Origin of the sequence: Streptomyces sp. MJM8645 (genome assembly GCF_001625365.1) — a bacterium.
GTDB lineage: Bacteria > Actinomycetota > Actinomycetes > Streptomycetales > Streptomycetaceae > Kitasatospora.
In genome coordinates this window covers 1,381,084-1,406,377 of sequence record NZ_LJJF01000002.1, presented here as the reverse complement: position 1 = coordinate 1,406,377, position 25,294 = coordinate 1,381,084, and the positions used below count along the sequence as shown (strand labels likewise).

The following is a 25,294-nucleotide window of genomic DNA, read 5'->3' as shown; positions in this document are numbered from 1 at the left end:
ACCGGCCACGGCCGCGCGGAGTCAGCCGAACGCGAGCCGTCGGCTCAGCACCTCGTCGGCGAGCCCGTAGGCGACGGCCTCCTCGGCGGTGAACACCTTGTCCCGGTCCATGTCCGCGCGCAGCGTCGCCACGTCGTGCCGGGTGTGCCGGGACAGCACCTCCTCCACCTGCGAGCGGGTGCGGACCATCTCCTTCGCCGCGAGGCTGAGGTCGGACACCGTCCCCTGCCGGCCACCGCTGGCCGGCTGGCCGAGCAGCACCCGCGCGTGCTGGAGCACGAACCGCCGCCCGGGGTCTCCGCCGGCCAGCAGCACCGCCGCCGTCGACGCCGCCTGACCGACGCAGAACGTGGAGATCGGCGCCTGCACGAACGTCATCGTGTCGTAGATCGCCATCAGCGAAGTGAACGATCCACCAGGCGAGTTGAGGTAGATCGAGATCTCGCGTTCCGGGCTCTCCGACTCCAGGTGCAGGAGCTGCGCGATGACCACGTTGGCGACCCCGTCGTCGATCTCGGTGCCGAGGAAGATGATCCGCTCGTTCAGCAGCCGGCTGAAGACGTCGTAGGAGCGCTCGCCCTGCGCGGTCCGCTCGATCACGTAGGGAACCGTGTACGACCCCATGTCACAGCCCCATCCGTCGGCGCGACGCGGCCGGGCGGATGTCGGCGACCGACTCCACCACCCGGTCCACGATCCCGTACTCCCTGGCCTGCTCGGCCGTGAACCAGCGGTCCCGGTCGCCGTCGCGCGCGATCGTCTCCTCGCTCTGCCCGGTGTGCTCGGCGGTGATCCGCTCGATGGCCTTCTTGGTGAACTGGAGGTTCTCCGCCTGGATCTCGATGTCGGAGGCGGTGCCGCCGATGCCCGCCGAGGGCTGGTGCATCATGATCCGCGCGTTCGGCAGCGCGAGCCGCTTGCCGGGCGCCCCCACGGTGACCAGGAACTGGCCCATGCTGGCGGCGAACCCCATCACCAGCGTCGAGACGTCGTTCGGGATGAGCCGCATGGTGTCGTAGATGGCGAGCCCCGCGGTGACCGACCCGCCGGGGCTGTTGACGTAGAGGCCGATGTCGGTGCGCGGGTCCTCCGCCGACAGCAGGAGCAGCTGCGCGCACACCCGGTTGGCCGACACGTCGTCGACCTGGGTGCCGAGGAGGACGATCCGCTGGGCGAGCAGCTGCGCCGCGAGGTGGTCGTCGAAGCGGCTGGGCGGCGTACCGCCCTCCTCCGCGCGGGGCGCGAGCGTGGTGAGGGGAGTCATCCGGTCTCCTTGTCGAGATGCCGAGGTGTCGAGGTGTCGAGGCGTCGAGGTGTCGAGGCGGGCTTGCCCTCGACTCCACTCTTGACCTCGGGAGACCTCCGGATGCGTTTTCTCTGCCCGCCGCAGATTCGCCACGGGCAGACGCGACGGCCCGCACACGGCCGCGTCCCGCTCGGGGCCCTGCTCGGAGCCCAGCCGGAGCCGGGCCCCGAGCGGGGCGGAGGCGGGACGGTCAGACCGGCAGGCCCTGCCAGCCGCCGAAGGTGGTGGGCGTCGTGCCCGCGCGGTAGTAGACGCGGCCGTCCGAACCGATCGCGAACACGTGGAGGACACCGCCGCCGTCGACGAGCGCGGCCGGGTAGTCGAGGACGGTGCCGCCGAGGTCCTGCCAGGCGCCGTAGCCGGAGTTCGGGGCGGTCTGGGCGGTGGTGCTCACGCCGCCGCCGCCGTTGCGCTCGAACAGGACGACCCGTCCGCCGGCGGTGGCCGCCGCCGGCTCGCCCACTCCCCCGTCGCCGCCGAGGGGGGCCGGGGACTGGCTCCACTCGCCGCCGGGCCGGGTCTGGTAGCTGACGAGCATCGCGCCGGTGCCGGCCTCGCGGTAGGCGAGTTCGATGCGGCCGTCCTGGTCGAGCGCGGCCTTGGGCGGGCTGGCCGGCCGGGCTCCGGGGATCGGGCCAGGGCCGCCGAAGGCGCCGTTCGGGGCGCCCTGCCGCCAGCCGAGGACTCCGGTGCGGGTGCTGGCGAACACCTCGATCGCGCCGACGCCGTTGCGGATCGCGGTGACCGGGTCCTGAAGGTCGGTGCCGCCCAGGTCCGTCCACGTGCCCGTCCACACCCCGCCCGGGGTGGTCTGCCGGATGCTGCTGAGGCCGCCCCCGCCGTTCTTGACGAACAGTTCCAGCCGCCCGTCCTGGTTGCCGGCCACCACGGGCACGCCGACCTGGTCCTCGTTGCCGAGCCCGGTGTTGGGGTTGCCGTGGTCGGCCCAGCTGTTCCACCACCAGCCGTTGGGCGTGCCCTGGGGCAGGGAGATGATGTGGTGATCGGTCAGGCGGCGGGCGAAGACCTCCAGCCGGCCGTCGGCGTTGGTGCCGACCGCGATGCCCGACGCCAGTCGCCCGCCCGGATCGGCCATCCGCACCGGACCGCCCCAACTGCCGTCCGCCTGACGCCAGTACGTGTAGAGGGCGCCGGCCCGGACGACGAAGACCTGCGGTCGGCCGTCCTGGTTCAGCCCGGCCCAGGAGGTGCCCCGCGACCAGCGGTAGTACATCCGGGAGTACCAGGCGTCGGAGTAGTTCCCCGAGTGGTCGTGGCTGGCGTACTCGGAGACGAACACGCCCTTGGCGCCGGTCGTCGCCGGGTCGAGGTTCACCGGGGAGTCGCTGATGTTGTAGTCCCGGTAGTTCACCTGGATCAGCGGGCCGCCGTACAGCAGGGCCGCCTGGCCGGCGAACTTCGCGGCGGAGACGTGGTCCGAGTGGTCGCCCGAGTAGCGGCTGTCCGGGAGTTCGTCCTGGGCCCGGAGCACGGTCGGCTGGTAGGTCACCATCAGCTGCCGCAGCACCTCGACGACGTCCGCCGCCGTGTAGGTCGACGGCCCGGACAGCGGGCTGCCGACCGGGACGACCGTGGTGTCGGTGCCGCCGTTCAGCACGTTGGCGAGCCCGGCGTCGTGCAGGTTGAGGAAGATCAGGTGCACCGGCCGGCCCTTGAGGACGTACCGTTCGACCTGCTTGCCCGCGACCGTCCACGCCTCGGCCGTCCAGTGCCCGACCTCGTCGGTCGCCGGGTCGTTGTCGCCGACCCCGGTCATCCGGGAGTAGGCGTTGATGGCGCCCATCTGCCGGTTCCAGGTGCGCAGCGGCTCGCCGGCGGTGTCCCAGCAGGACGTGGCGCACGGGTCGCCGGTCGCGTTGCCCGCGGTGACGAACACCGTGACGGACGGGGTGCCGTTGGCGAGCGCGTTGGACAGGTCCGGGTTCATGAACAGGATGTCGTCGTCCTCGTGCGCGACGACCTGCAGGAACAGCGGCCCGGAGGCTGCGGCCGCGGCCGCCCCCACGGCCGCAGCCGCGCGGGTCGCGGTCCCCTTGGCCAGGACGGGCGCGGCGAGGGCGGTGAGCGCGACGGAGGTGAGGAGTTGCCGTCGTCCGATTGCCATGTGATTCCCCCCAATTCGAGATCGGCATGTGATCACGCCAGGACGAGGTTAGCGCATTGTCGGACAGGCAATGCCGTGGGCCGTATCGAGCAAATCGCCGGGGGGAAAAGTCAATTGACGCACAATCAAGTCACTTCGTTCACTTTCTGCCCATCGGGCGCATTTACGGAAGAGCCCGTTCCTGCACAGGTGGAATCGGACCAGCGGGCGATAAGACGACAAACTGAATCCAGCTCTGTGCGGCCGGGTGGGGGGAGGCCGGTCGCGTGATATGACGGCGTGTCATCAAATCCACGCCGATCGACCTGCGCGACGATGAGCCCGCTTCGGCGCCCCACCTGCGGGGCCGCACCCGGACGGCCCTTCAGGAGATGTGCGGCCGCCGGCTCGGAGCGGCAGTCCGACCACTCGCCGTAGGAGTTCCGTTGTATTTGGACCGCTGGTCATTGGACCGGGCCGGCATCACCGATCACACGTTGCGGGAATCGTACGAGTTCTGCCGGCGGATGCTGATCTCGGTGGACGAGCGGGCCTACTGGGCGGCGAGCTGCTGCGCGCCGCCGGCGGTGCGCCCGCACCTGTGGGCGGCGTACGCGTTCGGCCGGCACGCCGACCAGCTGGTGGACGGGGGTGACCGGCCGGGCCGGGCCGAAGAGTTCGAACGGTGGGCCGAACACCTCACCGCAGCTCTCGAAGGCGGTGGCGACGGTAATGCGGGAGATCCGATCACACGTGCGCTGACGCACACGGTGCACAGCCGGGGCATCCGCGTCGAGGACCTGATGGCCTACGTGGACGGCCTGCGGATGGACCTGTCCCCGGCCCACTACCCGACGTTCGCCGAACTCCGGCCCTATCTGCGGGCCGTGGGCGGCGCCCCGGCCCGGATCCTGCTCCGCGTCTTCGAGGATCCTTCACCCGCCGCCGAGCAGGCGATGACCCGGCTCGGGGAGGCCGCGCAGTTCACCGACATCGTGTGCGACATCGCCGAGGACCTGCGGATGGGCCGGCTGTACCTGCCGCTGGAGGACCTGGAGCGCTTCGGGCTGACCTGCGACGACATCGCCGCGGAGCGCAGCAGTGCCGCGGTGCGCGAGCTGCTGCGCTTCGAGGTCTCGCGGGCACGGGAGCTGTGGGAGGAGGGCCTCGACGTCCTCGACCTGGTGCACCCGGCCAGCCGTGCGGCCTTGCAGGCCGGAGCGGCGTTGCTGCGCGCACCGCTGGACCGGGTCGAGCGTCGCGGCAGCCAGGCGGTGGGCGCCAAGGCCTGGACCGCGGCACCGCGCACCGCGGCGATCCTGGTCCGCAGCCTGCTGCACCCGCCGGTCGGCGCCGCAGTTGCGGTACGCCCGTGAGCGCCCACGAGGTCACACTCCCCACCCAGCCCGCACCCACCCAACCCGTACCCACCCAACCGGCACCCGCGCCGCCGCAGGCGCCGGGCCCCCTGTCGCGTCCTCCCCTCCTGTACCGGCTGGGCGTGTTCTCGGCGCGCCGGCGGGGGCTGGTCTGCGGTGTCTGGCTGCTGGCGGTCGCCGCGTCGATCGGGCTGCTGCCGCACTTCCTGTACTCGCTGCGCGCTCCCGTCGTCCGCGTCGACGGATCGGAGTCGGTGCGGGCGGACAGGCTGGCCGCCAGGGGCTTTCCGCTGCTGGGATCCGAGCAGCTCCTGCTGGTGTTCCACTCCGAGCAGCTCGATGCCACCGATCCCCGTTACGCCGACACGGTCGCGTGGACCGCGGCCGCGCTGCGCCACCAGCACGGCGTCCGGGCCGTGGCCGTGCTCCCGACCGCCGAGCAGGCGGCCGCCTCGCCCCCCGCGGACGATGTCGGCGCGCTGATGGCCGCCCTCTCGCGGCTGCGCCACGATCCTCACAACGCCTACGCCCTGGTCGGGTTGGGTGGCGACGAGAGCAGACGCCAGGAGCGGATCGGCGCCCAGCAGGCCCAGGTGGGGCGGGTGGCGCAGCACTTCAGCGACGGCGCGGTCAGCGCCGCCCTGGTCGGCAGGACGCCGGTCAACGACGACCTGCGCTCCGTCGAACTCGCCGATCTACGCGATGTCGAGGGCGTCGCCGTGATCCTGGCCCTGGTGGTGCTGCTGCTGGGCCTGGGCACGGTGGGCGCGGCCCTGGTCCCGGTGGCGCTGGCCGGCGCCGCCATCGCGCTCACTTTCGGTCTGATCGCCGCGGTGGGGCTGATCGATCCGACGCTGCGTCCCGACACCCTGCTGGTGACCGTGGTGACGGTGGTGGGGCTCGGCATCGGCATCGACTACGCGCTGTTCGTCGTCGTCCGCTTCCAGGAGGAGATCGCCGCCGGCGCCCCACCGGAACAGGCCGCCGGCCGGGCGCTGGCCACCAGCGGCCGGACGGTCTGCTACTCCGGCGCGGTGGTTGCGGCCGCCGCGACGAGCATGCTGCTGCTGCCTTCCCGGGTCTTCCGCGACCTCACCGCCGGGACCTGCACGGTGACGGCCGTGGTCCTGGCCGCGACGCTGACCCTGCTGCCCGCCGGCCTCGCCGGGGCCGTCTCCTGGCTGGGGCGCGGCGCGCTGCCCGGCCGCCGTCCGGCCCGCCAGGACGTCGGCGATGCGGAGGGGCAGCCGTGGGCCCGCTGGGCGCGGCGCCTGATGCGGCGTCCGGTGCCCTACCTGCTGGTCGGCCTCGCCCTGCTCGGCGCTGCCGCGGCCCCGGCCCTGGGCCTGAGCCTGGGCGTCGACTTCGGACGCCACGCACTGGCCGGCACCCCCTCCGGCGCGGCTCTGGCGGTCCTGGAGAGCGACGCGCTCGCCGGAGCGGCGGGCCAGGTGACCGTCCTGGTCCCGCACACCGCCACCGGGCCCGCCCCCCAGCTCCCGGCGCTCCTGGATGCCTTGCGCGCGCAGCCGCAGGCGGCCGTCGTCCAAACCGTCGACAACGGCCGCGACCTCACCATGGTGGTCGTCGTCCCGGCCGTCGCCCCGGACTCTCCGGCGGGCGTCGAACTGGTACGTCGCATCAGGGAGTTGACCGGGCCGCTGCGCCAGTCGGGCACCCCGGTCGCGGTCGGCGGGTTCGGCGCGCTGCTGCTGGACATCACGCGGGAGGTGTCCGCGACGGTGTGGTGGGTGATCGGCTCCGTGCTGGCGCTGTCCCTGTGCTACCTGGTCTTCGCGTTCCGCAGCCTGCTGTTGCCGCTGAAGGCCGTGGCGATGAACCTCCTGGCCACCGGGGCGAGTTACGGCCTGACGGTGGCGGTGTTCCAGCACGGCTGGGCCCAGGGCCTGCTCGGGTTCACCTCGACGGGCCGCGTGCAGGCGTATCTGCCGGTGATCGTCTTCGCCGTCCTGTTCGGACTGTCCATGGACCACGAGGTGTTCCTGGTGCGCCGGATCCGGGAGGAGTACCTGGCCACCGGCGACAACACCCGCGCCGTGGCACTGGGGCTGCAGCGCACCGCGCGCCCGATCACCACCGCCGCGCTGGTGATGGTGCTGCTCTTCGCCGGCCTGCTCGCCGACCGGGCGCTGGAGATCAAGGAGATCGGCTTCGCGCTCGCCGTGGCCGTCGCGCTCGACGCCACCGTCGTCCGCCTGCTGCTGGTGCCCACCGTCATGCGCCTGCTGGGGGAATGGAACTGGTGGCTTCCGGCTCCTCCGATCCGGTTCCGCACCCGCGCGTCGCGCAGGGATGACGGCGTATCCAAGCAGGGCCTGTAAGTATGCGAACGATAATTGCCCCGCACTTCCTCGAACCAGGAGAAAGCATGCGCACCGGTCGATATGTGCTGGCCCTCTCCGCGGCCGCCGTGGCGATCACCGTGGCCGGCCTGACCGCACCGCCCGGCACCTTCGACTCCCACGCCTCGGCGCAGGCCCGCGCCGCGGCTGCCGCCGCCGAGCAGGACCTCGCACTGTCCAACGGCCAGGCCGACGTCCAGCTCACCGGTCGCGCGAACCTGACGCTGGACCAGGCCGGCATCCAGGAGAACCAGAAGGGCGGGGACACCACGGGGCTCGTCGACGACGAAACCCACTGCTCCGGCGCCGGCGGCACCGCGAACCTGATACCCGACGGCGCCCTCACCGGCACCGTCAGCTGCCAGGACGACGTCGTCTTCACCCCCACCGACGAGGCCGGCGCGGACAACGGGACCACCGGCCAGCAGGTGGAGGTGACGCAGATGACCGAGAACCTGGCCACCGGCGAGGTCGACGTGATGCTCGACGGCCAGAAGGTCCCCCTGCTCACCTGCCCCGACCGCTCCTCCGACGTCACCGTCAGCGGCTCGAGCGCGACGACCGACGACGTGGGCTGCGACGTCACGCCCGGCGCCGCCGACACCTTCAACAAGAAGTTCGGGGTGAGCGTCTTCGAACCGGGCGACGAGATCGCCCACGGCACCGGCAGCGCCACCGCGAAGACCACCACCAAGTGATCCGCACTCCCGACCCGGAAAGACCTCCCCCATGGCCGACCAGAGCACGGCCGACGACTCCCCCCGCCACACCGCTCCCGGCCACGACTGCGCCGCGCCACTCTGATCACCGCCGCCTTCACCGCCGCGGCCGTGGTCGCAGCCCTGACCTGGGGACGGCAGACATCGGCCCAGGCGGCGGACGTCCCCATCGCCTACACCTACGACATCGACAACAGCCTCATCTACAAGTTCAACACCAAGGACCGCACCCGGTCGGCGACCCGATCACCACCGCCAAGTACGGCAGGGACATCGCCGTGACCAAGGACGGCAAGTACGCCGTGGTGTTCCTCTCGGTGGACCGCACGGTCGTCCGCTACGACGTGAAGACCGGCAAGCAGGCCGGGGACCCGCTCAAGGTCGGCAAGGTCAGGGGGATGGTGATCAGTCCCGACGACAGCACCCTCTACGCCGCCGGCTTCAGCAACCAGATCACCCGGGTGGACCTCAACGCCTGGACGGTGGGCACCCCGATCGGTGGGCTCGCCAGTACCGGGGACATGCGGCTGGCCATCAGCCCGGACGGCAACCGGCTCTACCTGACCTACACGTTCCACCACCTGATCGAGGCCTTCGACACCAAGACCGGCGCCAAGGTCACGCAGCCCGTCGACCTCAAGGACGAACTCGGCCGACCGGTGGTCAGTCCGGACGGCAAGTACCTCTACGTCCCCATGATCCGCGCGGGCACGGTGCTGGTCCTCGACGCAGCGACCGACCAGCCCGTCGGCAAGCCCATCAGCGCCTGCGACCCGATCGGCTTCCCCAAGAGCGGGGCCATGGCGGGCATCAGCATCCGCTGAGCCCCCCGCCCGCCAACGCGCGCGCGATCGGGAGCGGTGGCCGCCCGGACGACGAGATCGCCCACAGCACCGGCAGCGTTCCTTCTCACGGCCAGGCCCCGCAGGTCGGCCCCGGCTGCCCTCCGGAACGCGCGGCGCCGACCCGACCGTAGGCACGGGCCCCGCCGCGCCTACGGTCAGGGGAACTTCCGCCGGCCGATCGATCTCCCCGAGCGCCCGGCGGCGCCCCGCGGCCGTCAGCCGAGCGAGTCCACCAGTTCGGCGATCGCCGTCAACGGCTGGTGGGCCGCGAGTTCGGCGGCCAGGTCGGCGGCGTTGGCGCGGTAGGCCGGGTCGGCCAGGACCTGGTCGACGGCCTCGCGCAGCTCCGGCTCGCCCGGGCGCCCGGTGCGCAGGTCGACGCCGACACCGCGCCAGGCCACCCGGGCGGCCACCTCGGGCTTGTCCTCGCTGCCGCCCGCGACCACCAGCGGCACCCCGAAGGCCAGCGCGGTGTGGACACCGCCGTAGCCGCCGTTGCTGATCAACACGTCGGCGTGCGGCAGGAGCCGGTCGAACGGCAGGTAGCCGGCGGCCCGCACGTTGTCCGGCAGGCCGCCGAGCGCCTGCGCCAGCAGCTCGGGCCCGTCCGGGCGGACCGTGGCCGCGACCACCAGCAGGTCGGGGCGGTCGGCCAGCGCCCGCACCGCGGGGACCAGCAGCTCGGTCAGGTCGTCATTGGCCAGGGTGCCCTGGGTGACCACCACGACCGATCGGTCGGACGTCAATTCCGGCCACCACTGCGGCAGTTCAGCCTCGACCCGGCTCTGCGGAGCCAGCGCGCCGATGTAGCGCAGCGAGGCCGGCGCGTCACTGCGCGGGTACTCGAACCCCGGGACGGTCAGCTGCAGGTAGTGGTCGGGCCCGGTGACGGCGGCGTTCGCCCGTGGCCCCGGCGGCAGTTCGGCCCCCACCCCGGCGAAGACCTCGGCCGCATACTGCCGCAGCGGCTCGCCGCGCAGCGCCGCCTCGGCGTTCAACTCCCGGTTGCGGGCCAGCCCTTCCGGTCCCGCCTGGGGCGCCAGCGCGAGGCCGAAGGGCGCCGTGTCGACACTCTGCAGCATCGGCGGGGACACCCCGATGCCCACCACGGCCGGCCGCTCCTCGCGCGGATGGGCCAGCGCCAGAGCCACCGCGCCGTGGAAGAAGCAGTCACCGAGCACGACCGTGGCCGGGAACTCCGCCAGCAGCACGCGCAGCGCCCGGTACTGCGCGGGCACCGGGTCGATGAAGATGTTCCGGGCGTCGAAGGCCAACCGCTGTGGCCCGGGCGGCAGTTCGGACCGGCCCGGGAAAGAGTCGTTGATCCGGCGGTCGTCGAAATCCGCCTCCGCCGGCAGGGCGACGAAGCGCGCCCCGGTCTCCTCGGCGGCCCCGGCGAACCGCGCCCCGCCGAGGAAGACCACCTCGTGCCCGCGCGCCACCAGGTCGGCGGTGATCGCCAGCAGCGGCGCGGTGTGCCCGTGCGCGGGCATGGCGGCAGTGATGATCCTGGACATGTGAAGCCCCCCAAATTCGTTCGTCGGCCGGTCCGTGCGCACCCCGTGGTCGTCCCCGCGCACCCGGCCACAGCGCAGGCTAACCCACCACGCCGCGTCCGCCCGACACCGGCGGCGGGGCGGGCGTGGCCGCCCGTCCCGCCGGTTCGTCAGCTCGTCAGTTCATCAGCCGCGGTCGTCAGGAGACCACGTCACCCGGGCAGAGCCGCTGGGTGCCCGGGCGTCCGCGCACGGTGGCGTCCACGCAGCCGCCCGGCAGGCCGTCGTGGACCGTGGTGCCGAAGTTGGCGGTGACGGTCAGCGTGCCGTCGCCGAAGACGGTCCGCTGCACCAGGTGGTCGCCGGTCAGCCAGCGGAAGGAGGTCAGCTGCCGGGTGCCGGCCGCCTGGTGCAGCGGCGCGAAGTACTGCTGCAGGGCGGCCAGTTCCCGCAGGTTCTGCCCGTCGCGCGGGTCCTTGTCGCTGAGCACGAAGTTGAGCGGGGTGTTGTCGAGCATCGCCAGCAGCGCGCGTGTGGTCTTCTGCTCCGGCAGCTTGCCGAAGGGCAGTTCCCAGCGTTCGACGTTGACCAGCGAACCGTGCAGCGCCGTCTCGTACAGCGGCACCCGGTACCGCGGGTCGTACATCGCCTTGAGGGCGGCGGCCACCCGGGCCTGGTGCTCGGGCTTGAAGTCCGTGGTCCGCACCGGCTTGAAGAAGGTGGCGGCGGCCTGTTCCGGGGCGTAGCCGCCCCAGGCGCCGTCGTCCTTGGGGTCCTGCGGCCCGTTGTCGAAGTGCCCGGACTCCATCGCCCACAGCCGCCCGTCCACCGGGGTGCCCGAGCCGTGGTCGAAGGCCAGCACCTGGTTGGCCCAGGAGCCGGCGGACTCCGAGCCCAGGACCAGCGGGGCGGGCCGGCCCGTGGACGCGTCGTACGAGCCGTCCGTCAGGCGCCGCATCCGGGCGAGCCGGTTGGCGCGGTCCTCGTCCATGGTCATCGCGTGGCCGGGGTCGAAGTCCCGGAAGAGCTCGCCCGCCGCGTCCACGTCGAGGAAGTAGCTGTCGGCCCCGTTGGCGACCAGCGAGCGGGTGCGGTCCGCCAGGTAGTGCTGCTGCGACTCGGCCTGCTCGAACGCCTGCGAGCTGAGGTAGCAGCCCTTCTTGTGGAAGCCGGGTTGCGGCGTCCCGTCGGCCCTGATGACGCAGAACCGGGGGTAGACGTCGTCCGGCCAGACGGAGTTGGGGGAGGAATCGTCCGTCTTCTGCTGGCCGTTGGCGAAGGAGTCGTACGGTCCGACCAGATAGCCGGCGGCCTCGGCGGCCTTGACGTCCTCGCTCGTCATCGGGGAGTCGTCGGAGTCGTAGCCGAGCCAGAGCCGGGAGACGCCCAGTTCCTTGAGCCGGTCGAGGTAGGCGGGCCGGCGGGCGCCGCCCCAGGCGTAGGCGTGGAAGGCGCCGAGCAGCTTCGCGGTCTGCGGGTTCTGCTTGATCTTCTCGCTCAGGCTGCCCAACTGCCCGTGCTCCGCAAGCCAGTTGCGGTAGTCCACGGCCGGGGCCACCGGGGAGCCATCGGTGAGGGAGAAGGCCACGGTGTACGCGCCGGTGCCGTTCCCGGCGGCGAACCCGTGCTCGGCCGTGGCCCGCAGCCGGCCGTCCTGGGAGGCGAACGTCAGCGACGTGCCGATGTCGGTGGGGACGATGTAGCTGACGCCGGCCCGGCCGGCGCGGAGCGTGTAGCCCCACATCGGCATGGACAGCTGCGAGCTCAGCTCCTGCTCCTCGCCGACCAGCGCCCCGTCGGAGGAGTTCCAGAACGGGTCGTCGACGGGAAGGGACAGCCCCTCGCCGCGCGGGAGCTGGACCTCGGCGGCGGCCGGATCGGTGGCGGTCACCGGCCACCGCACCGAGGTGTCGCCGCCGCTCCCGGTGGGGGCGGTCCCGGTGAGGGTGACCAGCAACCGGCCGTGATCGGCGCGGACTTCGGCCCGCAGGCCCTTCTCCGGGTACGACCAGGCCGCGCCGCTCGCCGTCCTGACCGGGTCGCTCGCCCTGCCCAGCCCCTGGTCGGCCGGAGCGGACAGCAGGACCACCCGCCCGTCCTCGGTCCGGGCCTCGGCCCGCAGCGTGGCCGCATCGATGGTGGCGGTGCCGCCGCGTACCGGCACGTCGACGCGCCCGTCGTGGACCCGCACCCGCAGCTGCGAGGCGGAGCTGGCGCTGGCGCTCGCCACGGTTCCGGACACCAGCGCGGTGGCCACGGCGAGGACGAGAACGGCGCGCGGAACGTGCCGGCAGGCGGGGCCCGCAAAGGATGACGCATGAGTACCTGTGTGCATGACACAGTGATACGGAGGACTCCTAAGAAGTCCTTAAGAAGCGATCCTTGACCACCGATCATGCTGACGGCACCCGAGCTTGGACGCGCTGCTCCGGCGGTCCGGCAGAGCGCCCGGCGGGCTGAGGGGCGCCGTCAACGCCTCCGCAGATCGAGCGAGACGACGGTCAGCCGACGCAGCTCCTCCGGTGCGTCCGGGTGCCGCCCGTCGGTGATCTCGGAAAGGGTGCCGAACGAACCGGGGTAGACCATGACGGAAAGGCCTTCCTGGGCAAGACACGCGAATATCGCGGACTCCTCCAGAAAGTACTGTGCGGACATTTCTACCCGCCTCTCCAGTTCTGCCTCGGCGAGTTGGCCGGAATACCTGGCGTGAAAGCGCCGCCCGAACGCATCGACGGACTCCCGGAAGTTCCGGTCGGCCCGGCGGTAGTCGGCGAGGCTTCGATGGTGCTTTGCATAGGAATCCCACCGCTGCACTTCGGAGCAGCGCAGGAACGTGAATTCGGTCCGCCCGCGTTCGGCCGCGAACAGGGCCCGGGTGTCGGCGATGAAGCGGTCACCCAGGGCCAGCGCCCGGGAGAGCGCCTCGTCCTCCGAGAGTCCCCGGGTGGACGCCAGGGTGATCCGGTGGATGCTGTCCCCGACCAGCACCGTGCAACGGCGGAACCGCCCGGCTATCCAGCGGAGCATCGCGGCGAGTTTTCCCGGAGCGAAGTTGCCGTTCTCCAGGCTGACGCCGAGGAAACACTGGCCCCGGTCCGCCAGTCCGGCCCGCCGGGCCGGAGGGGAGACCAAGTCAACACTCGCCTTGTAGGAGGTTTTCGGCCGATTCTCGGAAATTCCTGATATGCCGACAGAAGTCTGTTCGTAAGGAGGCACGCGAAAACCCCTCCAGGCTATCGAACGAGCGAGCGATGATCGGTACGGGATCGAAGTTAGATTTCGTCCGATCAACCGTCAAATTGCTTCAACTCGCCCACAGCACAGTGGCCGGCCCCGGAGTGGACCGTGACTCCATCAGCCCGATGGCTTGAGGCCTCACGAGTCCGACGGTGTGTGCTCGCCCGAGTCTGTTCAGTGTTCGGCGGCGCTGCGGAACTGAAGGGCGATCGCCCCGGCCTGGTGAATGTCCGTGATGCCGAGGACCGCGACGGAGCCCACCGTCGAGGCGTCGCCCCAGCGGCACACCACAGCTCCTCTGCCGGTCTGGTGCCCGCACTGCATGGCTCCGCCGAGCGGGCCGGCGTCGACGTCCTGGGGGTCTTCGATCTTCGCGCCCGCGAAGAAGTTGGTCAGGCCCCAGAAGAGGGAGTGCGTGGCGTTTTCCCGGGCGAGCTTGGGATCCCACTGCGTAGTGGAGGCGTTGAAGACGAGGCTCGGCCGGGTGCCGTCCGGCGTGTCCGTATAGAACCATTGACATCCTCAACCGGCCTGAAGGCCGGTGATTCCCTCCACGCTGCGCGTGGAACACGCGGCGTCCGGGTGGGTTCCTGCTTCACCGCGCGGTGCCGGGACGAGTCCTGGTCTTATCTGCGCTCCACAGGCTGAGACCGCAAGTCCTGCGGCCTTGGCTATGTTCCGGGCGGCGTTCACGTCCCTGTCGTGGACGGTCCCGCAGTCCCCGCATGTCCACTCACGGACGTGCAGGAGCTTGGGGCCGTCCTTGATCCCGCAGTGCGAGCAGACCTGAGAGGTCGGCTCGAACCGTCCGATGCGGATGAACTCGCGCCCCGCCCGGCCGGCCTTGTATCCCAGCATGTTCAGGAACGCGGACCATCCGGCGTCGTGCACCGACTTGGCGAGGCGCGTACGCGCGAGTCCCTTGACCGACAGTGTCTCGACCGCGAGCGCTTGGTTCTCGCGCACGAGGGAAGTCGAGAGCTGGTGGTGGAACTCGCGCCGGGCGTCGGCCACGCGGGCATGTGCCCGTGCGACCTTGACCCGCTGCTTGTCGCGGTTGTTGCTGCCCTCGGCCTTGCGGGACAGGGCCTGCTGCGCGCGCTTGAGTTTCTTCTCGGCACGGCGCAGGAACTTCGGTGATTCGATCTTCCGGCCGTCGGACAGGACCGCGAAGTGCGTCAGCCCGAGGTCGACACCCACCGCCCGGCCTGTCTCCGGCAGCAGGTCGGGGCCGGTCTCCACGACGAAGCTCGCGAAGTACCTTCCGGCGGCGTCCTTGATCACGGTCACGGTGGACGGGGTGGACGGCAGCACACGGGACCAGCGGACCGGCACGGGGCCGATCTTCGGCAGGTTCAGCCTGCCGCCCGGTGTGATCGACCATCGGGCGTTCGCGGTGAACCGCACCGCCTGCCGGTTGTCCTTGCGGGACTTGAACCGGGGCGGTCTGATCTTCGGACCCTTGCGGGTGCCCTTGAGGGAGGCGAAGAAGTTTCCGTACGCGGTCTCCAGATCCCGCAGGGACTGTTGCAGCACCACGGCGGACACCTCGCCCAACCAGGCGCGTTCCGGGGTCTTCTTCGCCTCCGTCAGCCGCTTGGACAGCTCGGCGGCCTTCGGAAACGGCAGCCCGGCAGCTCGCGCGTCCTCACGTTCCCGAAGGGCATCGTTGAAGACGACGCGGGCGCACCCGAACGCCTGGGCCAGAGAGGAACGCTGACCAGCCGTCGGGTACAGGCGGAAGCTGTACCGAAGCTGCACAATCGACACAGTACTGCAGTTGGTTTATGGCTGAGCATCAGGAGATCCGTACAGGCAGGCACTGCACATTCGCGCTTCACGCGCACTTGGTTTTCGTGACGAAATTCCGGCACAAGGTGTTCAACGACGCCCATCTTCGACGGGTGGAGGAGATCATGCGGGCGGTCGCCGAAGACTTCGAGTGCGAGATCGTGGAGTTCAACAGTGAGAACAACCACGTCCACCTGCTGGTGAACTTCCCCCCGAAGGTCGCCCTGTCCAAGCTGGTCAACAGCCTCAAGGGCGTCAGCTCACGCCGGATGCACCAGGAGTATCCCGAACTGGTCCGCCACTACTGGCGCGCACAGAAGCTGTGGTCCGGCTCGTACTTCGCGGGGTCGGTCGGCGGAGCACCGATCAGCGTGCTCCGCCAGTACATCGAGCAGCAGAACCCCCCGGCCTAGAACCTGCACGGAGCACACTCCGGCGCTCCGCGCCTACAGGCCAAGGATTCGCCTCACCACCGGGCTAAAGCCCGATGCACTGCGAATAGTCTCGGTAGCGTTCGGGGGTCGCGCCCGGCACCCGGGCCGACAGGCCGACTGCGGCCTCACCGGTGATCAGGTGGTAGCCGGCGACGGTTGCCGGAGCGTCGATGGTGCGCCCGGCCGGGCCTGACCGGGCCGCAGGGCCGTAAGAGGAGTCCGAACCCACCTCTACGACCACTGCGATCACCCCGGCGCCGACGAGGAGGAGAGTCGCCACAATACTGACGCTCCTGCGCTTTCTCCGCACCGCGGCGACGCGGGGCGCCTCTTCGAGGGTGCGGGCGACGGGGTTTCGCCAGGTGCCGGTGAACCGCCAGGCGAGGAGGACAGCGATCAGAGCGGGTATACCCCACGTCCCCATGGACTGTCCGATTTGGTACGCATGCGAATGCGTGTCAACAGCGAGAAGCACGTGGCGCATCGTAGCGGGCCCACTCAGCCTCGGGAGCAGGCGGCTGCCCTCCGCCCGTGGACGGACAAGCAGGCTGTCCACCTGCTCCGGGGGCTCGGACTCCTCACCTCCGAGCGATCCTCGGAGTCCGGTGGTCCTCCGGGCGTCCTGACTCCTCGCCGCCGAGGGTTCCGATCCGTCGGCTCGGCGCGGCACGACGCGGGTTGATCCAACTCCGGAGCACTGACTGGCAGTTGGTGGTTTCGGCGAAATGCTCAGACGGTCCTCAAATCCGACCGGAAGGTCTTGCCCCGCTGCGCTGGATGAGTGACGGTATGTCCCGGCTTCGTTTACAGAACGCAACCTGAGTCGCCCGGATGGCGGCGTGTCGTGGGGGAGATCAGCGTGGCCGAAGACGCCGACTACATCATTCCGCCGCCGTCGGGCCCGGGCGGTGATGGCCCGTCAGGCGCTGGGGCGGCCCGCCCTGCCGGGCCGCCTTCGGCATCCGGCGCGGCGCCGTCGCCGCAGTCGCAACCGCCGTCGCCGCAGCCGCCGGTTCCGCAACACGCGCCGACGGCAGGCCCGGGGAGGCCCCTGCTCACTCGGGTACCGCGCCACTGGCAGCTGATCGTGGCCGCGGTCGTGCCCTGCCTCGTCCTGGCCGGCATCGGGTGGTGGCTCTGGCCGCAGCAGCCGACGAGCCTGCCGCCGCACGTGGCCGCGGGTACGGTCCAAGCGGACCTCGTGAGCCCTGACAGCGTCAGTCGGCTGGCCGGGACGACGCTGGTCGCCGGCCCGCAGTCGGACCGGCCGCACGCCCCGCTCGCCGTGTCGCCGTCGGAATGCGCCGTCGCGGCGGGACCGACGACCCAGTCGGTCTACGGGCAGGCGTGGACCGCGTTCCTGTCGGCGACCTACCAGGACGCAGGGGCCACGGGCGCCTACACCGTGAACCAGGTCATCGGCGTGTTCCCGGACAGCGAGAAGACCGGCGCGGCCTTCCAGGCGCTCACCGACGGCCTCACCAAGTGCCCGTCCTCGACGGTCACCGACCAGGCAGGTCGTACCGCGAAGTGGGCCTACACGGCCCACCCTCCCACCGAGGTCGCCGTGGCGTGGACGGCGGCGCAGGACGGCGCACAGGACGGCGGCGCGCAGTGGGCCTGCCACCACCAGGCGCGGGTGAAGGGCACGAGTCTGGTCCAGGTCGCCGTCTGCCAGGCGGGCGACGGCCAGTCGACCACCGCGAAGCTCGCCGACGAGCTCACCGGGAAGGTGAGCGGATGACCGCGTCCCCGTACGGCCCGGCCGCTCGCCGCCGGCGAACCGTACGGACGACTGTGCGGACGACTGCGCGGACGGCCGTACGAATAGCCGTACGGCGCTTCGTCCTCCTGGCGCTGGCGGCCGTGCTGGTGCCGTTCGTCGGCGCGGGGGCGCCCGCGTTCGCGGCCACCGGCGCTGCGGCCGTCCTGGCCCAGTCGGGCGGAGTCGCTGTCCTGGTCCCGTCCGGGGACGTCAGGGCCGCCTCGGCGCAGCTGGTCCGGGAGATCGAGGACTTCAACCGGCAGGAAGCGGAGATCGCGCAGCAGGCGAAGGCCGTGGTCGCCGAGGCGGAGCAGATCACCAAGGATGCCGCCGCCCTGCGCAACGACACCGCGGCGTTCGAGGCCAAGGCCACTGCCGCAAAGCAGAAGGCCGGCAGCTTCGGGACGCGCGCGGCGGCCCTGGCCTCCAGGATCGACGCCCACAACAACAAGCCGCACACCTTCCAACTGCCCGCGCAGGCCGCCGCGTCCAGCGCGTACGACGCCGAGGCGAGCGAGCTGAGGAGCGAACAGGCGCAGCTCCAGGCCGAGAAGGGCAGTCTGGAGAGCGAGCAGTCCCAGCTCGGGCAGGAGGAGTCCAAGCTCGGTTCCAGGCAGTCCCAGCTCAGCGCCGCCGCCAAGGCCCAGGAGGCGAAGGCCAAGGAGCTCCAGGCCAAGGAGCAGCAGCTCCAGCCCCGGGCGCAGCAGTTGCTCCAGCAGATGGCCCAGGCCACCCAGAGCCTCGCCGACAATCCACCGGACCCGGCGGCGGCGATGGACCAGGGCGGTGACGCGGCCGCCCCTCCGCAGCACCGCGCTCAAGCCCCGTCCCAAAGGCAGAACCAGAGCGAGAACCAGGGTCAGAGCCAGTCCCAGAGCCGGAGGCGGGGGGTCGACACCGTCGACACCTCCGACGCCGCCGGCACCGCCGACAGCCCGTACCAGCAGCCCCGGACCTCCGCCCTGAAGGCCTACGCGAAACAGGCCGGCACCACCGTCGACATGCGCCCGGGCACGGCGTACCTGCTGCCCGAGGCCGTCGGGCAGCTTCCCGCCGCACAGGCGGCGCAGCTCGGCAGCCCGTCCATCGCCTACGACGGGCTGGTCCGCAAGCCCGACGGGAACTACACGGCCCTCCAGGTCCAGATGCCGGGGGCCGCCGCGGCCCCCGCCCTGGAAGTCTTCAAGACCGCCATGAACCGCCGCGGCAAGCTCGTCGCGTACAAGGCCGGCGTGAAGCTCGTCATCGACGAGATCAAGACCGTCCAACCCGCGCCGGAGCCCCCGGACACCGGCCCCGGGAGCCCGTCGCCCTCCCCTTCCGGCAAGGCCGCCTGTCTGACCCAACCCCGGGGCAGGCCGAGCGGCAGCGGATGGATCCTCAACACCGAGCAGTCCGTGCCCAGTCGCAACCGGACCGCGGGCCCGAGCCCCTCCGGCACCCGGGCCCCCGCGCCGGCCACCAGGGCCGGCAAGGCGGAGGCCTGCCTGACGAACCCCCTGGTCAAGGGGGACGAGGCCGCCGGCGACATCACGGGCTGGGAGGACGCGAACGCGCAGTCCCCCGGCGGTGGCCTCGCCCGCTGCCACCTGATCGCCAACGTCCTCGGGGGGAGGGGCAGTCACAAGGAGGACTGGATCAACCTCGTCCCGTGCTACCAGCTCGGGCTGAACATCAAGGGGATCAGCATGAGGATGTTCGAGGCCAGGGTCCAGAAGGAGGTGAACGCGCTGTCCGCGGACGGGAACGCCGCCGTGTACTACGTGGTGACGCCCCTCTACCGGGACGACAGCAGCACCATCCCGTGGGGCGCGAGCATGAGCGCCACGGTCCAGCTGCCCGACGGCACGTCACTGCCCGTCTTCAACGAGCAGACCCTTCTGAACATCCCCGAGAACGGCGGGCCCGGTCTGGGGAACTGAGACCGGGCAACTGGGGACCGAGGAACCGGAACCGGTACGGCTGGGAGGCCGGCATGACCCGCACCACCCCGCCGAGGCCGGACGACATCGTGGCGGCCTTCCCACAACTGGCCCCGCTGGCCCGGACGGCGACCCGGCTGCACCCGCGGCCCGGATCGCCGTCCCCGCGGGAGAGCTCGGTCGGAGGTCCACTGCTGTGGCCCGCCGCCGAGCCGTGGCCGCACTGCGAGGGCACGCACCGGGTGCCGGCCGTGCTGCCGGCGACCTCCCCGGCGGATGTCCGGCTGTTGCGCGGGATCCGGGCGGCCGCCCGGGCCCGGCCACCGGGCGCCCGCTCCTACACCCCGCAGGAGCGCGCCGTGCTGGATCGGGCCGGCGCCGGCCGCCCGTGCCCGCAGGGGCCGGTCGCGATGCTGGCCGTGGCCCAGCTGTACGTCCGCGAGGTGCCCGACCTGCGTCCGCCCGAAGGCGCGGACCTGCTCCAGGTGCTGTGGTGCCCCTTCGACCACCCATTCGACCGCCCCTGGGGGAACATGCCGAGGACCGAGCTGTTCTGGCGATCCGCCACCGCGGTCGGCGAGGTCCTCACCGCGCCTCCGCAGCCGCCCGCGATCCAGTACGAGGACTACCTGCCGCAGCCGTGCCTGGTCTCCCCCGAGCAGGTCACCGAGTACCCGCTGGCGGCGGAGCTCGACCCGGACCTGCGCGCGCAGGTCCGGGCGTGGAGCGCGCGGCGGAAGACCGGCGCGGAGCCGGGCAGTGCCTACGACGGGGCGGAGGACAGGTACTACGACTGGGAGCTGTCCGTCGCCCCCGGTTGGAAGGCCGGCGGCTGGGCGCCCTGGAGCTTCACCGATCCCGCTCCGCAGTACTGCCGCGCCTGTGGCAGCCGGATGGACCCGATGCTGACCATCGCCACGAAGGAGTGGCGCGCGGACGTCCGCAGCTGGATCCCGTACGAGGACCGGGCCGGCGCGACCCAGGCCGGTGCGACCCGGGACGCCGTCCGCCCCGACTCGGCGGCACCGACCATGATCACCGTCGGCGACGGGTACAACCAGCAGATCTACGCGTGCCCGGCCGCCCCGGACCACCCGCACGCCGCACTGCTGCAGTAGCCGACCGGAGCCGCCGCGCTGCGCCCGGGCCGACGCCCCGCGACCCGAACGGAGCATGCCGCGCCCGGAAACTCGGCCGCCCCGCCGCGGGCGACGGGCGGCGGGAAGCGGCCGCGCCGGTGCGTGGACGTCGAGCGGCTGGTGGGGCGGTCGCGGACGCGGATCGGCAGAATCGAGGTGTGGGGGCGGCCCCGGCTGCGCCGCAGGCGGCTACGTGAGAGGACCATGCCATGCCCGACTTCCACCCGAAGCACGATCATCTGATCGTCAAGCCGATCGGGGTTTCGGCCCCGCAGGACCCGGAGACGTGGACGGGCGAGGTGGTGGCGGTGGGGCCCGGCCGGCAGCTGGGGAGCGGCAAGCCGCACCCGGTGGACGTCAAGGTCGGCGAGAAGATCCTCTTCAACAGGCTCTCCGGATCGGAGATCCGGGTGGAGGGCGAGGAGTACGTCGAGCTTCCCGAGGACGAGATCCTCGCGCTCTCCGCTGAGTAGTCCCGACAGCCCCAAGCACCCGAGCACCTGTGCCCCCGAGACCCCCTTGGAGATTCCCGCCATGACCGAGCAGGCACCGGCCCGGATCGGCGTCACCGGATTGGCCGTGATGGGCCGCAACCTGGCCAGGAACTTCGCCCGCCACGGCTACCGGGTGGCCGTGCACAACCGCACGCTGGCGCGGACCACGGCGCTGCTGGAGGAGTTCGGGCACGAGGGTGAGTTCGTGGCCGCCGAGACCACGGAGAAGTTCGTCGCGGCCCTGGAACGCCCCCGCCTGATCGTGATCATGGTCAAGGCCGGGGCGCCGACCGACGCGGTCATCGACGAGCTGGTACCGCTGCTCGACGAGGGCGACGTGGTGGTGGACGGCGGGAACGCGCACTTCCTCGACACCAGGAGGCGGGAGGCGGCCCTGCGCGGACGCGGCCTGCACTTCGTGGGCAGCGGCATCTCCGGCGGTGAGCAGGGCGCCCTGGAGGGGCCGAGCATCATGCCCGGCGGCACCCCGGAGGCCTACCGGGTCCTGGGACCGCTGCTGGAGGACATCGCGGCCAAGGTCGACGGCAAGCCCTGCTGCACCCACGTCGGACCGGACGGCGCCGGCCACTTCGTCAAGATGGTCCACAACGGCATCGAGTACGCCGACATGCAGCTCATCGCCGAGGCGTACGACCTGCTGCGGCACGGAGCCGGACTGCAACCCGACGCGATCGCCGAGGTCTTCCGGGCGTGGAACGGCGGGCGCCTGGAGTCCTACCTGATCGAGATCACCGCCGAGATCCTCGCCCACACCGATGCGGCGACCGGGAAGCCCTTCGTCGACATCGTGCTGGACCAGGCCGAGCAGAAGGGCACCGGCCGCTGGACCGTCCAGAGCGCGCTGGAGCTCGGCGTGCCCGTCAGCGGGATCGCCGAGGCGGTCTTCGCCCGGGCGCTGTCCGGCAGCGTGCCGCTCCGGCAGGCCGGCCGGGGGCTGCCCGGCCCCACCGAGACCTGGCTCGACAGCGCGGCATCGGACCGGTTCGCCGACGACGTCGAGCAGGCGCTGTACGCCTCCAAGATGGTGGCCTACGCCCAGGGCTTCAACCAGATCCAGGCCGGCAGCGCGGAGTACTCCTGGCAGATCGACCCCGGCGAGATGGCCGCGATCTGGCGCGGCGGCTGCATCATCAGGGCCCGGTTCCTGGACCGGATCAGGGACGCGTACGAGGCCGACCGGGAGCGCCCCACCCTGCTGACCGACGCGCACTTCCGGGAGGCGCTCGGCTCCGCGCAGTCGGCCTGGCGACGGGTCGTCTCGGCGGCGGTCGAACTCGGGGTGCCCGCCCCCGGCTTCGCGACCGCGCTCGCCTACTACGACGGCCTGCGGGCGGGGCGCCTCCCGGCCGCACTGGTGCAGGGCCAGCGGGACTTCTTCGGCGCGCACACCTACCGCCGCGTCGACCGGGACGGGACCTTCCACACCCGCTGGGAGCTCGAGGGCCGCCCGGAGGAGCAGCGCTGAGACACCCGGGACACCTGGGACACCGAAGACACCCGCAACCGCCGTGCGGGAGCGACATACGGACAGACCGGCGCCACAGAAGGTGATTCCGCGGTCACCACGGGTAGGAGCGTGGCGCAAACCCCTACCTCCAGGAGACCCGCATGGCCCAGCAGGCCGACCTCATCCTCCACGGCGGCGAGATCGTCACCGTCGCCGAGAGCGCCGAAAGCGCCGAAAGCTCCGAGAGCGCCGAAAGTGACGCCCGGCCCCCCGAGGCCGTGGCCGTCAAGGACGGCACGATCGTCTTCGTCGGCCCCCGGCAGGAGGCGCTGGACCAGTGGAGCGGCCCGCACACCGTCGTACGGGACCTTGAGGGCCGCGCCCTGCTGCCCGGGTTCGTCGACGCGCACGGGCACCTCGGCGGCATCGGCCTCCAGGCCACCATCGCCAACCTGCTGGCCGCACCGGACGGCGACGTCACCGGGCTCGACTCGCTGAAGGACAAGCTGCGCGCCTGGGCCGGGAGCACGGTGGGCGCGGACTCCGAGTGGATCGTCGGGTTCGGCTACGACGACGCGATGCTCGCCGAGGGCCGCCACCCCACCCGCGAGGACCTCGACGAGGTGTCCAGGGACCGCCCGGTGCTCGCCATCCACCAGTCCTTCCACCTCGGCGCGGTGAACAGCCTCGGCCTGAAACGGCTCCGCTACTCGGCCGCCACGCCCGACCCCGAGGGCGGCGTGATCCGGCGGCGCGAACTCGCCGTCCCGCCCGCGCACGGCGAGCCCGACGGGGTCCTGGAGGAGAAGGCGTTCACCCCGGCCTCGGACCTGGCGCTCGCGGGGCTGCCCGAACGGGCACTGCTGATGCTGTTCATCACCGGCGCGGCCACGGCGGCGAGCTTCGGCTTCACCACCGTCCAGGAGGGCGGCACCACCCTCGACAACCTCAAGGCGCTGCGGGACACGGCCGCCGCCGTGCCGTTCGCGGTCGACGTGGTCGCGTACGTGAAGGCCGGCGAGGCGATGTCCTCCGCGCTGGACGACCCGATCGGGGTGAGCGACGAGTACGTGGACGGCGTCCGCGCGGCCGGGGTGAAGCTGGTGCTGGACGGCTCGCCGCAGGGCCGCACGGCGTGGCTCACCGCGCCGTACCTGACGCCGCCGGCCGGGAAGCCCGAGGACTACTGCGGGTACCCGGCGGAGCCGGACGGCACGGTGGTGGACAAGCAGGTCAGCACGGCGGTCGAGCGGGGCTGGCAGGTCCTGGCGCACGTCAACGGCGACGCGGCGATCGACCAGTTCCTCCGGGCGGTCGAGGCGGCCGGGCCGGGCCGGCGCCCGACCGTGGCCATCCACGCGCAGACCGCCCGCGAGGACCAGGTCGAGGCGTTCGCCCGGCTGGGGATCGTGCCGTCCTTCTTCTCCATGCACACCTACTACTGGGGCGACTGGTACCGCGGGACCGTCTTCGGCGAGCAGCGGGCGGCCACCATCTCCCCCGCCCGCTGGGCGCTCGACCGCGGCCTGCGCTACACCTCGCACCACGACGCGCCGGTGGCGCTGCCCGACTCGATCGCCGTGCTGTCCAGCCAGGTGACCCGGCGCACCCGAACCGACGGGGTCGTCCTCGGGCCGGAGCAGCGGGTGTCGGCCCTGGAGGCGGTCCGCGCGATCACCCTCGACGCCGCCCACCAGTACGGCGAGCAGGACCGCAAGGGCAGCATCGAGGTCGGCAAGCTCGCGGACCTGGTGATCCTCAGCGCCAATCCGCTGACGGTCGACCCGGAGGCGATCCGCGACATCGAGGTCGTCGAGACGATCAAGGCGGGAACGACCATCCACCCGCCGGCACCCGCCGCCCGGGCCTCCGCGATCCCGGCCACCGCGCCCACCCCGCAGTGGGGCTGCTGCTGAGCGTCCGGGGCCGGGCCGGGAAGCTCCGAGGTCCCCGGCAGGGTCAGGCTTTGGCGTCGCGGTGGCGGCACCGTACCGAAGCGGCCCAGCGGGGGCTGGGAGCGCCCGCTTACCGCACCACGAGTCGGTGCCGGCGCTGTCGAAGGCGGTGAGCGGGCGGGCGGGCGAGCGGGAAGCTGCCGGTGGATCTGCCGATCGGCGGCGCGCCGCGGACCTAACGTTCGGTGCGGCGCCGGACGCAGCGGGACGGGCGCCACAGGAAACCCTCCCGCTACTTCGTCAACTCCGCTTTCCCCGGAAGGACTTCAAGCCCACCCATGTCCAGACTCCGCTCCCGGGTCGCCGCCCTGGCCGCCCTCGCCACGATCGGGTTCGGCGCCCTCACCACGGGTACCGCCGACGCCGCCCAGGCCGCCGCCCCCACCGCGGCTCCGGCCGCCGTGACCGCCGCGCTGTCCGAGCCCACCCACATCCCGATGAACAGCCTGCTGAACCGCAACCAGGCCTGGTACTCGCCGAACGGCCACATCATGCTGGCCATGCAGGGCGACGGCAACGTCGTCCTGTACCGCGACACCACCCCGATCTGGGTCGCCAAGGGCGCCATCCCCAACGGCAACATCCTGGTCATGCAGGGCGACGGCAACCTCGTCGTGTACTCCGCCGCCAACACCCCGCTGTGGGCCAGCAACACCGGCGGCAACCCCGGCGCCGAACTGGCCGTCTACAACGAGGGTGCGATCGCCGTCCAGCTGAACGGCAAGATCCTGTGGACCAGCGCCCCGGGGACGCCGACCCTGCCCAAGTGCCCGCCGTGGGGCCCGCCCTACCCCGGCCAGATCACCTGGCCGTGGTGCCCGACCTGGCCCTTCCCGAGCTGACCCCCACCCCGGACGGTCACGCGACCGGCCCGTGC

General features: G+C 71.9%; 21 protein-coding genes. 13 read left to right on the top strand and 8 right to left on the bottom strand.

Translation table 11 applies throughout. The features are described from left to right. Nucleotides 1–21 precede the first annotated feature (21 nt). The 3 genes from A6F73_RS36480 to A6F73_RS36470 form a co-directional block, all read right to left on the bottom strand. Nucleotides 22–624, bottom strand: coding sequence for an ATP-dependent Clp protease proteolytic subunit (locus tag A6F73_RS36480; RefSeq protein WP_063352604.1), 603 nt, complete (start codon nt 622–624; stop codon nt 22–24). 1 nt (nt 625) lies between these two features. After that, nucleotides 626–1,264 carry an ATP-dependent Clp protease proteolytic subunit gene (locus A6F73_RS36475; RefSeq protein ID WP_063352603.1) on the bottom strand — a complete coding sequence of 213 codons (639 nt, stop codon included), beginning with the start codon at nt 1,262–1,264 and terminating at the stop codon, nt 626–628. Nucleotides 1,265–1,496: 232 nt separating this feature from the next. Next, complete coding sequence (locus A6F73_RS36470) at nt 1,497–3,431, bottom strand: PIG-L family deacetylase (protein WP_063352602.1); 1,935 nt, start codon at nt 3,429–3,431, stop codon at nt 1,497–1,499. Nucleotides 3,432–3,907: 476 nt separating this feature from the next. Here A6F73_RS36470 and A6F73_RS36465 point away from each other — a divergent pair, with 476 nt between their 5' ends. From A6F73_RS36465 to A6F73_RS36450, 5 genes are all read left to right on the top strand, one after another. After that, complete coding sequence (locus A6F73_RS36465; RefSeq protein WP_159398727.1) at nt 3,908–4,786, top strand: phytoene/squalene synthase family protein; 879 nt, start codon at nt 3,908–3,910, stop codon at nt 4,784–4,786. After that, entirely contained in the window at nt 4,783–7,131 is a 2,349-nt protein-coding gene (locus A6F73_RS36460) for an MMPL family transporter (RefSeq protein WP_079136572.1), read from the top strand. Before A6F73_RS36465 ends, A6F73_RS36460 begins: the two co-directional genes overlap by 4 nt. A gap of 47 nt (nt 7,132–7,178) precedes the next feature. Then, entirely contained in the window at nt 7,179–7,850 is a 672-nt protein-coding gene (locus A6F73_RS36455; RefSeq protein ID WP_159398726.1) for a hypothetical protein, read from the top strand. Between the two features lie 132 nt (nt 7,851–7,982). Next, complete coding sequence (locus A6F73_RS41990; protein ID WP_159398725.1) at nt 7,983–8,153, top strand: hypothetical protein; 171 nt, start codon at nt 7,983–7,985, stop codon at nt 8,151–8,153. After that, complete coding sequence (locus A6F73_RS36450; RefSeq protein ID WP_063352599.1) at nt 8,150–8,695, top strand: hypothetical protein; 546 nt, start codon at nt 8,150–8,152, stop codon at nt 8,693–8,695. Before A6F73_RS41990 ends, A6F73_RS36450 begins: the two co-directional genes overlap by 4 nt. Nucleotides 8,696–8,931: 236 nt before the next feature. Here the strand turns inward: A6F73_RS36450 and A6F73_RS36445 are convergent, their stop codons facing one another. From A6F73_RS36445 to A6F73_RS36430, 4 genes are all read right to left on the bottom strand, one after another. After that, complete coding sequence (locus tag A6F73_RS36445) at nt 8,932–10,233, bottom strand: nucleotide disphospho-sugar-binding domain-containing protein (RefSeq protein ID WP_063352598.1); 1,302 nt, start codon at nt 10,231–10,233, stop codon at nt 8,932–8,934. Nucleotides 10,234–10,411: 178 nt separating this feature from the next. Then, complete coding sequence (locus A6F73_RS36440; protein ID WP_063352597.1) at nt 10,412–12,469, bottom strand: glycoside hydrolase; 2,058 nt, start codon at nt 12,467–12,469, stop codon at nt 10,412–10,414. A gap of 212 nt (nt 12,470–12,681) precedes the next feature. After that, complete coding sequence (locus tag A6F73_RS36435) at nt 12,682–13,428, bottom strand: tRNA-dependent cyclodipeptide synthase (RefSeq protein WP_159398724.1); 747 nt, start codon at nt 13,426–13,428, stop codon at nt 12,682–12,684. 543 nt (nt 13,429–13,971) lie between these two features. Next, nucleotides 13,972–15,210, bottom strand: coding sequence for an RNA-guided endonuclease TnpB family protein (locus A6F73_RS36430; RefSeq protein ID WP_063352596.1), 1,239 nt, complete (start codon nt 15,208–15,210; stop codon nt 13,972–13,974). Nucleotides 15,211–15,236: 26 nt separating this feature from the next. On the opposite strand from A6F73_RS36430, the gene tnpA reads away from it, so the two are divergent. Then, nucleotides 15,237–15,653, top strand: a complete 417-nt coding sequence (gene tnpA / locus A6F73_RS36425) for an IS200/IS605 family transposase (protein ID WP_063352595.1) — start codon at nt 15,237–15,239, stop codon at nt 15,651–15,653. A 64-nt stretch (nt 15,654–15,717) separates the two neighbouring features. Here the strand turns inward: tnpA and A6F73_RS36420 are convergent, their stop codons facing one another. After that, complete coding sequence (locus tag A6F73_RS36420) at nt 15,718–16,149, bottom strand: hypothetical protein (protein ID WP_159398723.1); 432 nt, start codon at nt 16,147–16,149, stop codon at nt 15,718–15,720. 624 nt (nt 16,150–16,773) lie between these two features. Here A6F73_RS36420 and A6F73_RS36415 point away from each other — a divergent pair. The 7 genes from A6F73_RS36415 (at nt 16,774) to A6F73_RS36385 (ending at nt 25,259) form a co-directional block, all read left to right on the top strand. After that, nucleotides 16,774–17,418 (top strand): sensor domain-containing protein, encoded by a 645-nt coding sequence (locus A6F73_RS36415; protein WP_159398722.1) that lies wholly within the window; start codon nt 16,774–16,776, stop codon nt 17,416–17,418. Continuing rightward, the gene (locus A6F73_RS36410; RefSeq protein WP_107453163.1) at nt 17,415–19,361 is read left to right on the top strand and encodes a DNA/RNA non-specific endonuclease; all 1,947 of its coding nucleotides are present in this window, start codon (nt 17,415–17,417) and stop codon (nt 19,359–19,361) included. Before A6F73_RS36415 ends, A6F73_RS36410 begins: the two co-directional genes overlap by 4 nt. A gap of 53 nt (nt 19,362–19,414) precedes the next feature. Continuing rightward, nucleotides 19,415–20,479 carry a hypothetical protein gene (locus A6F73_RS36405; RefSeq protein ID WP_063352591.1) on the top strand — a complete coding sequence of 355 codons (1,065 nt, stop codon included), beginning with the start codon at nt 19,415–19,417 and terminating at the stop codon, nt 20,477–20,479. Between the two features lie 230 nt (nt 20,480–20,709). Further along, entirely contained in the window at nt 20,710–20,973 is a 264-nt protein-coding gene (locus A6F73_RS36400) for a hypothetical protein (protein ID WP_063352590.1), read from the top strand. Between the two features lie 61 nt (nt 20,974–21,034). Next, a complete protein-coding gene (gndA, locus tag A6F73_RS36395; protein WP_063352589.1) occupies nt 21,035–22,480 on the top strand; it encodes an NADP-dependent phosphogluconate dehydrogenase in 1,446 nt (481 codons plus the stop codon). A 143-nt stretch (nt 22,481–22,623) separates the two neighbouring features. Further along, the gene (locus A6F73_RS36390) at nt 22,624–24,378 is read left to right on the top strand and encodes an amidohydrolase (protein ID WP_079136568.1); all 1,755 of its coding nucleotides are present in this window, start codon (nt 22,624–22,626) and stop codon (nt 24,376–24,378) included. Between the two features lie 317 nt (nt 24,379–24,695). Next, on the top strand, nt 24,696–25,259 hold the full coding sequence (locus A6F73_RS36385; protein ID WP_063352588.1) for a hypothetical protein: 564 nt from the start codon (nt 24,696–24,698) through the stop codon (nt 25,257–25,259). The last annotated feature ends 35 nt before the right edge of the window (nt 25,260–25,294 follow it).

Bases quoted from the DNA above. Each gene is read 5' to 3' on its own strand.
- A6F73_RS36405 (WP_063352591.1), top strand. From the start codon at position 19,415: ATGACCCGCACCACCCCGCCGAGGCCGGACGACATCGTGGCGGCCTTC.
- gndA (WP_063352589.1), top strand. From the start codon at position 21,035: ATGACCGAGCAGGCACCGGCCCGGATCGGCGTCACCGGATTGGCCGTG.
- A6F73_RS36400 (WP_063352590.1), top strand. From the start codon at position 20,710: ATGCCCGACTTCCACCCGAAGCACGATCATCTGATCGTCAAGCCGATC.
- A6F73_RS36385 (WP_063352588.1), top strand. From the start codon at position 24,696: ATGTCCAGACTCCGCTCCCGGGTCGCCGCCCTGGCCGCCCTCGCCACG.
- A6F73_RS36475 (WP_063352603.1), bottom strand. From the start codon at position 1,264: ATGACTCCCCTCACCACGCTCGCGCCCCGCGCGGAGGAGGGCGGTACG.
- A6F73_RS36445 (WP_063352598.1), bottom strand. From the start codon at position 10,233: ATGTCCAGGATCATCACTGCCGCCATGCCCGCGCACGGGCACACCGCG.
- A6F73_RS36470 (WP_063352602.1), bottom strand. From the start codon at position 3,431: ATGGCAATCGGACGACGGCAACTCCTCACCTCCGTCGCGCTCACCGCC.
- A6F73_RS36455 (WP_159398726.1), top strand. From the start codon at position 7,179: ATGCGCACCGGTCGATATGTGCTGGCCCTCTCCGCGGCCGCCGTGGCG.
- tnpA (WP_063352595.1), top strand. From the start codon at position 15,237: ATGGCTGAGCATCAGGAGATCCGTACAGGCAGGCACTGCACATTCGCG.
- A6F73_RS36480 (WP_063352604.1), bottom strand. From the start codon at position 624: ATGGGGTCGTACACGGTTCCCTACGTGATCGAGCGGACCGCGCAGGGC.
- A6F73_RS36410 (WP_107453163.1), top strand. From the start codon at position 17,415: ATGACCGCGTCCCCGTACGGCCCGGCCGCTCGCCGCCGGCGAACCGTA.
- A6F73_RS36390 (WP_079136568.1), top strand. From the start codon at position 22,624: ATGGCCCAGCAGGCCGACCTCATCCTCCACGGCGGCGAGATCGTCACC.